Annotated in this window: 4 protein-coding genes; all 4 read right to left on the bottom strand. The window is 63.2% G+C overall.

Features of this window, described 5'->3' with window-relative positions:
* Nucleotides 1-323 precede the first annotated feature (323 nt).
* Entirely contained in the window at nucleotides 324-2,093 is a 1,770-nt protein-coding gene (locus tag EI28_RS11325; RefSeq protein WP_048114934.1) for a ribosome biogenesis/translation initiation ATPase RLI, read from the bottom strand.
* Nucleotides 2,094-2,099: 6 nt separating this feature from the next.
* Entirely contained in the window at nucleotides 2,100-2,477 is a 378-nt protein-coding gene (locus tag EI28_RS11320; RefSeq protein ID WP_048114933.1) for a hypothetical protein, read from the bottom strand.
* Between the two features lie 634 nt (nucleotides 2,478-3,111).
* Nucleotides 3,112-4,137, bottom strand: a complete 1,026-nt coding sequence (locus EI28_RS11315; RefSeq protein WP_048114932.1) for an mRNA surveillance protein pelota — start codon at nucleotides 4,135-4,137, stop codon at nucleotides 3,112-3,114.
* On the bottom strand, nucleotides 4,134-6,032 hold the full coding sequence (gene rqcH / locus EI28_RS11310; protein ID WP_048114930.1) for a ribosome rescue protein RqcH: 1,899 nt from the start codon (nucleotides 6,030-6,032) through the stop codon (nucleotides 4,134-4,136). Before rqcH ends, EI28_RS11315 begins: the two co-directional genes overlap by 4 nt.
* Nucleotides 6,033-6,487 lie beyond the last annotated feature (455 nt).

Genomic DNA, 6,487 nt, shown 5'->3' with positions numbered 1-6,487 from the left:
TGAGCATGAGAAACTCGAAGAGTTTCGACGGGGGGAGCATCCCCCCCTCCCCTGAAACCCCTCCCCCATGGCGATATGCGACTGGCCGAAGGGCAGGAGCACGAGCACCGAAGGTGTGTAGTCCCCACGGTCCACTTCATCAGGCTTTTTTCACACCTGCAACGTCCCATCAATCTTGTCAAAAGAGGTAGTTAGCTATCGCCAGGTAATCCGGCCACTTGAGCCATTCCAAGAATCCACCCAGACCTGCCCGCGGACCAACCCAGACACTCCTGTACTACCGGCTGTTCACCTGAAAAGAAAAGAACTTCCCACCCCGCTCACTACTTCGAGATCTCAGTATAATAATACTCCCCGGCCGCGACCTGCTCTCGGTCCAGGAACGAGCCCGGTTTGTTGATCCGCGGCCTCCCGCTCTTGTCCCGGCGGAAAGTGATCCCGAGCGCCTCGAGGAACCGGTTCATGCCCGGCGCCATGTCGAACGGCCCGGCGGCCTTGCCGTGCACGCCCGGCTCGCCCTCGAAGACCAGGATACGGTCGCTGATCATGTCGATGACGTAGATGTCGTGGTCGATCACGAGCGTGCTCGCGTCCCGCCCTTCGGCGTGCTTGCGGATCATCCTTGAGATCTTCACCCGCTGCTCCACGTCGAGGTGGGCGCTCGGCTCGTCCAGGATGTAGAGGTCGGCGTCGCGCGAGAGGCAGATCGCTATCGCCACCCGCTGGAGTTCGCCGCCGGAGAGCGTGTTTATGGGCGCCTGGAGGAACTGCGCGAGGGAGAGAGGCTCCAGGATCTCGTGCTGGTAGTACGACGTGTCGAACTTCGTCGTCGTCTGCCGGAGGACCTCCTCGACGGTCGCTTCCGTATCGCCTTTGAGGTACTGGGGCTTGTAGGAGATCCGCACCCGGGTATCCATCGCCCCGGTGTCGGGTTCGAGCACCCCGGCAAGGAGCTGGGCGAAGGTGCTCTTCCCGATACCGTTCGCCCCGAGCACCCCGAGAACCTCGCCGCTCCGGATCTCCCCGCCGTCGACGGTGAGCGAGAACTGCTCAAAGCCTTTCGTCATCGACGGGAACTCGAGCAGCACCTCCCGCTCCGCATCGGAAGCATGCGCCCGGGTATCGAACGTCACCGCATACGTCCTGAACCTGACGTTCTCCTCCGGGAGGAAGCCCTCCAGGTACTGGTTGATCCCCACCCGGACGCCTTTCGGGTGGGTGATGACACCGAAGACCGCCGGTTCTCCGTAGGCGATATGCACGGTGTCGGCAAGCATATCGAGGATGGCAAGGTCGTGCTCGACGATCACGACCGGGCGCTCCAGGGCAAGTTCCCGGATGAGGTTCGCGGCGGCCATCCGCTGGTAGACGTCGAGGTAGGGCGTGATCTCGTCGAGGAAGTAGAAGTCGGCGTCACGCGAAAGACAGGCGGCGAGCGCCACCCGCTGGAGTTCGCCGCCGGAAAGGGTCGCGATCGGCCGGTCGATGACCGCCTTAAGCGTCAGCCGGTCGAGGTAGTAGTCGAGTTTGCCGCGCTCGTCGGTGGTCGCGAGGAGGTCGCGCACCGACCCGGTAAATACCTTCGGGATCTGGTCGATGTACTGCGGTTTTACCGCGACCTTCACGTTCTTCTGCGAGAGCAGCTGGAGGTAGTCGAAGAGCTCGGTCCCCTGGTAGAGGTCGAGGACTTCCTTCCAGGAGACCTCTTCATCGGTTCTCCCCAGGTTCGGGACGAGCGTGCCCGAGAGGATCTTCACCGACGTGCTCTTGCCGATGCCGTTCGGACCCAGGACGCCCGTGACCTTCCCCTCGACGGGGATCGGAAGGCCATAGAGGACGAAGCCGTTCTGGCCGTAGCGGTGGGTCGGCTGGTCGAGCTGTTCGGGGAGGTTGACGATAGCGATGGCCTCAAACGGGCACTTCTTCACGCAGATACCGCACCCGACGCAGAGTTCTTCGGATATGACGGCCTTCTGGTCCTCGCCGATGACGACGGTCTCGTCGCCGGTCCGGACGCGGGGGCAGTAGAGGATGCACTCGGTGCCGCACTTGGCAGGGTGACACCGATCACGGTGTACGACAGCAATACGCATGGATAATCACAGAACAGTGGTGGTCAGAACGGTGGTAGTCAGGAGGATCGTCCAGGTCATGAACCAGAGCGCGAACGTCATGAAACTCTGGTAGAACCAGTCTTTTCCGGTCAACTCCATATAGTCGAGCCGAAGGAGCATGAAGATGTGTTTCTGGAAGACGACGCCCGCCATCAGGAGAAGGATGCCGATGATGGCGTTCTGCTGGAGCCCGCTCACCGGGTCGGGGGTGCCGGAGAGGTAGAACGAGAGTCCTCCGGCAAGGATGCCCATGAAACAGGCTACTAGCGTCCGCTTCATCCGATTCCTGTGCTCGACCTGTTTCTCGGCACGGGTCCGCGGCCGTGTCTTTTCGACCTCTGCTGCTACCGCATTATCGCTCATCGTGACACCAGTGTTGCGCCATTCCTGAAAGGGAAGTCCCTTCGGGGCGGCGGCCCGGCGGAGCAAACCGACTTCTGGCCACTTCCCGGGATTGACGGAATTACTACATTATTGGACGTTCTCCGGTTATAAAAGGTAGGTACCTCTTGCCTGACGGGGCAGGAGGGGCGGTGGAGCGGGTGATAGTAACGAGGTGCAGTGACGTAGAAAGGACCGCATCGCACTTGCGATGTTCGTCGAACTCCGGTCCGACGCACGTTACATGAGACGACGATACAGAGATAGCGCCACGATCTCACGCGAAGAACAACGTTTCGAAGAAATGGAGTTTGAGCACTCGAAGAGTGCGCAGGGGAGTCATATACTCATCTACTGAACTTCGCGTTCTTCGCGGCTTCGCGTGAGCTGGGAGAAGAGATAACGGTGGAGCCTCACGCGAAGAGCGCGAAGCCGCGAAGTGCGACTGGCCGAAGGGCAGGAGCGTGAGCACCGTCAGGTACGAAGTGCGACGTTCCGTAGGAACGGAGTTTGAGAAACCTGAAGGGTGCGACTGTTCAGAGAACCGGAGCTCGAGAAACCCAAAGATTTTCGAGGAAGGAGGTCGAGCACCATCAGGTGCGAGGTGCGCCGCCTCTCACTCAATCTTATACCGCAGAAGCGCCGCGGCGCCGCCGATGGCGTCAAGCCGTTCTCCCGGCTCGAACTCCGTGCTCAGCACCACGACCGTTGCGTTGACGCGCTCGGCCTGCTCGATGACGCCCGTAGCCTCATCGTCGCGGAGCAGGGTGTCGGCGACCAGCACCGTCTCCGCCGCACCGTAGGCAACCGCTTTGCGGACCTCGTCGATACCGTAGGCGACGGCGCCCTCGGTCGCGATCCGGACCAGGACCTCGTCCATCAGCGCGACCTCCCGTGCGAGGTGGAGGTCGCCGAGCAGCCGGTCAAGGATCCCCTGTCCGATGACCTCCTGCACGGCGCCCCGCCCGATGCGCCGGGTCTCGACGGCGACCATCCGCCCGGCGAGGTCGGGGGCCCGGGCCTTCACGTACTCCGCAAACTCGTCCTTCACGAACCCCGGGCCCGCGACGACGAGAGGCCCGGTGACCGCGGCGACCGTGTCAAGCGTCTTCTCAAAAAGCGCCGACCGTGTGCCGGTGTCGGCACCCTTGCTGCTCCCGGCCGTGACGGTCGTCACCCACTCCGGGCCGAACTGGCGCAGCCGGTAGATCTGCGCCTCTCCTTCCTCGACGCTCACGACGTGAACCACGCCGTACGCGGAAGCGTCGACCGCGCGCCGGATCCGTTCACAGTCGACGGCCCGCCAGCGTTTGACGACCGAGATCTCGAACCCGGCTTCGACGTTCAGGGTGTGGTGTGCGGCAACGTCCACCCCGCTCTCGATGATGCCGGCGATCCGGAGACGGTTCGTGTGCTGGTGGAACTCCACCTTCTCGACCCGGATCCCGAGCCGCACCGGCCGTTTCTCGACCTTCTCCGGCCGGAGTTTGTCGGTCGCCGCCTCCACGCTCCGAAAGGTCGTCGCAAAGACGAGATCCCCCGGCCCAACCAGGTGGGAGAGGTGCCAGAGGTCGTCGAGCGTCTCCGGGAAGAGACGTATCTCGCCGAACTGCCTCTTCATCTCCCGGACTTCGGCCTTCATGATTCCACGATGTCGGAGCCTCCCGGCGGGACGAATGCGGCGACCGCCTCGGTGTTCAGGGCGTTCTTGAGCCCTTTCCACTCGTCCTCCGAGAGTTTCTCCCTGAGTGCCCGGACCACCTTCCTTGCGGTGTCGTTCGGTTCGAACTGCCCGGGACGGAGTTCCACCCACACTTTCGTACGCCCGGTGACGGCACCGGGCGGGCCACCGATGACGGCGACCTCAGGCACCATCTGAAGGCCGATCGCCACGCCCAGCGGCGCGTTCCTGAAGTATTGCCGCTCGCCCCGGACGATGAAGGCGCCTCTCGCCACGTACTCGCCGGACTCGGCCGTCTTGCTCACCTGGTCGGGCCGGGCGGCGTAGACGTCCGCCGTGAAGTGCCCGGCCTTCCAGGCGTTGGAGTAGGACGCGGCGAACCGCACGGCCTCGTCAAGGTGCTCGGTCGCGCCCTTCACGATGACGACGCTCCCGCCGTGGACGTCGGCGTGGACGAAGAGGTCCCCGCCTTCCATGTACTTCTTGACGAGTTCCTCGTTCTGGGAGGCGTCCCGGCCGCCGATGACAAGGGTGCCGTCGCTGGTGGTGAACCAGCGGAAACGGTGATACCACCGCTTTTTCTGGAGGGGAAGGTTCCGCTTCGTCCGGGGCTTCTCGGGAACCGTCCGCTCCATGGCCGCGAGCGCGCCCGTCTTCTTCTTCTTGAACTTCTTGATCTGGTCGTAGTAGCGGCCGAGGTTCTGCTCGATCGTCTCGTGAACGTGGATCTTCACCCGCTCTCCCGAGAGATCGACGTCAACCGCCGCGTCCGCGGGGTGAACCGCACGGACCATCTTTGCCGCAGGGTTATCGCCGTTCTCTTTGAGGACTTTCTCGATCTCCTGCCACGACCGGTTTTTGCTCGCCTCATCGAGCGTCGCTATGATCCCGGCGACAGCGGTGTAGTTCTCGTAGATCACCTCCACGATCCGCTGATTACGCTCGATCTTCTTCTCGAACCCCTTGATCGCCTCCGCCTGCCGCCGTCGGATCACCTCCGCCTGGGAGAGGCGGGGCTTCCCGGCCGCGGCCTCCTCCTTTCCGCCCACCGTCTTCGGGTAGAAGGCATCCAGCGCCTCGCTGAAGGTCGCAAACCGCTCGCGAACCTCGTCACCGGCAAGCACCACCGGCCAGCACCCGGACGCCGTTATCACCGGTTCACGGCGCTGCCCGACGTCGGCCATCAGCCGTTCGAGCGCCTCCCGAACCGCCTCCGCGTCCACCTCCGCGGCGGCAGCGCTCTTCTCGACGCCCACGATCCTGCAGACCTCTTCGGCATACGCGCCGCCGAGCATGCACCCGACGGCGAGCGTCCGGACGATGTCGCGGTCGGACTGTGCAAGCATCGACCCGAACGCCTCCGGCGAGAGAGACGAGCAGTCGGACCCCTCGAAGGCGTAGACCGCGCCCGGGACCACCTCCCGGGTCTTGAACCGGTGGTGCCAGAGGGGCTTGATGATCGTGTAGCCTTCGTCGCAGAGGACGGCGTTCCCCTCGTCGAAGAGCTCGAAGATGAGGTGGTAGGTCGTATCCCGCTTCCCGATATCGAGGCTCATCGTGCGCTCGAGCCCGAGCTGCCGGATGCCGAGCACCTTCCCGCCCTCGAGGTGCTTCCGGAGCAGCATCGCGAAACTCGGCGGGTTCTTTGGAGGCACAGGAAACTCTGCGGTGAAGTGGGCGCGCCGTCCCGTCTCGACGAGGAACAGGTACTTCGCCCGGTCTTCACCGTTCAGCCTGATGCCGAGGGTCTTCGCGTCGAACTGGTAGATCTTGCCGACCCAGAGCGGGAGGCGATCGGCAGCTTCCGCTACCAGCGCACGAAGATCGACCCCGCTCATTCCCTGTAGTGTCGCCATTGATTCAGAATACATTCGGCCCGGTACCTAAAGAAGGGTACGGGCGGGTGACGCAGGTTCCTGATCTGGGGGGGAGCGGGTATCCGGGGTCAAGAGGATCGGCGACAAAATATTCATTGCACTCGGGGACCTGAAGACAGTCGTAGTTCGAACCCAAGGAACTCAGATGCTCCTGCTGTTGCGCATTCCCGGAAACGGATTTCCAGTGGATATCGCCACGCGGGGGAGGGGCTGACGGGGAGTGCGATGGTTCGTAGAACCAGAGCTCGACCACCGGAGGTGCGAGGTGCGATGTTCCGACAGGAACGGAGCACGAGAAGCCGTTAGGCTTCGAGGTGCGAGCGAAGCGAGCTTGAGCACCGTTAGGTGCGAGGTGCGATGTTCCGACAGGAACGGAGCACGAGAAGCCGTTAGGCTTCGAGGTGCGAGCGAAGCGAGCTTGAGCACCGTTAGGT

The sequence above is a fragment of the Methanoculleus sp. MH98A genome (genome assembly GCF_000691865.1).
GTDB lineage: Archaea > Halobacteriota > Methanomicrobia > Methanomicrobiales > Methanoculleaceae > Methanoculleus.
The sequence above is the reverse complement of the archived record's forward strand: the minus strand, read 5'-3'. Positions and strand labels throughout refer to the sequence as shown.

Excerpts from the sequence above, each read along its gene's own strand:
- rqcH (WP_048114930.1), bottom strand. The coding sequence starts at position 6,032 with ATGGCGACACTACAGGGAATGAGCGGGGTCGATCTTCGTGCGCTGGTA.
- EI28_RS11315 (WP_048114932.1), bottom strand. The coding sequence starts at position 4,137 with ATGAAGGCCGAAGTCCGGGAGATGAAGAGGCAGTTCGGCGAGATACGT.
- EI28_RS11320 (WP_048114933.1), bottom strand. The coding sequence starts at position 2,477 with ATGAGCGATAATGCGGTAGCAGCAGAGGTCGAAAAGACACGGCCGCGG.
- EI28_RS11325 (WP_048114934.1), bottom strand. The coding sequence starts at position 2,093 with ATGCGTATTGCTGTCGTACACCGTGATCGGTGTCACCCTGCCAAGTGC.